This is a genomic window from Pseudomonas sp. NPDC089569 (assembly GCF_050280625.1).
Classification (GTDB): domain Bacteria; phylum Pseudomonadota; class Gammaproteobacteria; order Pseudomonadales; family Pseudomonadaceae; genus Aquipseudomonas.
Genome location: NZ_JBNNVQ010000260.1, coordinates 1 through 1,394, shown reverse-complemented (window position 1 = coordinate 1,394; position 1,394 = coordinate 1). Strand labels below are relative to the sequence as shown.

General features: G+C 54.9%; 2 protein-coding genes. Both read right to left on the bottom strand.

Annotated features, from left to right (window positions below; all coding sequences use genetic code 11):
* Window positions 1–242: 242 nt before the first annotated feature.
* On the bottom strand, window positions 243–938 hold the full coding sequence (gene rplA / locus ACQKP2_RS32895; protein WP_427582389.1) for a 50S ribosomal protein L1: 696 nt from the start codon (window positions 936–938) through the stop codon (window positions 243–245).
* Window positions 938–1,369 (bottom strand): 50S ribosomal protein L11, encoded by a 432-nt coding sequence (rplK, locus tag ACQKP2_RS32890; RefSeq protein ID WP_427582390.1) that lies wholly within the window; start codon window positions 1,367–1,369, stop codon window positions 938–940. Before rplK ends, rplA begins: the two co-directional genes overlap by 1 nt.
* Window positions 1,370–1,394 lie beyond the last annotated feature (25 nt).

Here is a 1,394-nt window from a genome sequence, read left to right as displayed (position 1 = left end):
TACAGCGAAGATGGCCATCTTGTCTTAGACTTTAATTGCCACGGGTTTAACTCCTTCTTGTTACCGTTTCATCCGGTCGTAACCGAATGTCGTTTTGGTGTCTGATTCGGTAAGGAACCGGGAGCACCATCTGCGTAGGCTTGAGGTTTAAGACTTGCGTCGCCTACGGTCTTGGATAGCCCCCGCCAGGCAGGGACCCCAATCTTTCCAATTGGCGCAATTATCTTGCGCCAATTGCTGTCTTACGCGTTCAGCGAGCTCTGGTCGATGACCAGACCTGGGCCCATGGTGGTGCTCAGGGTAACGCGCTTGACGTAAATACCTTTCGAAGAAGCTGGCTTGATACGCTTCAAGTCGGCGATCAGTGCTTCAACGTTTTCTTTCAGCTTGACGGCATCAAAACCAATCTTGCCTACGGAAGTGTGGATAATGCCGTTTTTGTCGGTGCGATAACGAACCTGACCAGCCTTGGCGTTCTTGACAGCGCCAGCTACGTCTGGAGTTACAGTGCCGACTTTAGGGTTAGGCATCAGGCCACGTGGGCCGAGGATCTGACCCAACTGACCTACAACACGCATTGCATCCGGGGATGCGATGACCACGTCATAGTTCAGGTCGCCGCCTTTCATTTCGGCAGCCAGGTCGTCCATGCCAACGCGGTCAGCGCCGGCAGCCAGAGCGGCTTCAGCAGCTGGGCCTTGGGTGAACACAGCAACGCGAACGGTCTTGCCAGTGCCGTGAGGCAGCACAGTAGCGCTACGAACGACCTGGTCAGATTTACGCGGGTCAACACCCAGGTTAACAGCAACGTCAAACGACTCGCTGAACTTGACAGTCGACAGCTCGGCCAGCAGTGCAGCGGCGTCTACAATGTTGTAGGCCTTGCCTGCTTCGATTTTGCCGGCGATAGCCTTTTGACGCTTGGTCAGCTTAGCCATTACACACCCTCCACGTTAAGGCCCATGCTACGAGCAGAACCGGCGATAGTACGCACGGCTGCTTCCATATCAGCTGCAGTCAGATCCGCGTTTTTGGTTTTCGCGATTTCTTCCAGCTGAGCACGGGTTACAGTGCCAACCTTAACGGTGTTCGGACGAGCGGAACCGCTGGTCAGACCGGCCGCCTTCTTCAGCAGAACCGAAGCAGGGGTGGATTTGGTTTCGAAAGTGAAGCTACGGTCGCTGTAGACAGTGATGATCACTGGAGTCGGCAGACCTGGCTCAAGACCCTGAGTACGGGCGTTGAAAGCCTTGCAGAATTCCATGATGTTCACGCCGTGCTGACCCAGGGCAGGACCAACAGGTGGGCTTGGGTTAGCCTGAGCGGCCTTCACTTGCAGCTTGATGTAAGCGGTTAACTTCTTGGCCATGAGGCACTCCAATTTCGGGTTCAAA

Coding starts and splice junctions, on each gene's coding strand:
- rplA (WP_427582389.1), bottom strand. CDS start 938: ATGGCTAAGCTGACCAAGCGTCAAAAGGCTATCGCCGGCAAAATCGAA.
- rplK (WP_427582390.1), bottom strand. CDS start 1,369: ATGGCCAAGAAGTTAACCGCTTACATCAAGCTGCAAGTGAAGGCCGCT.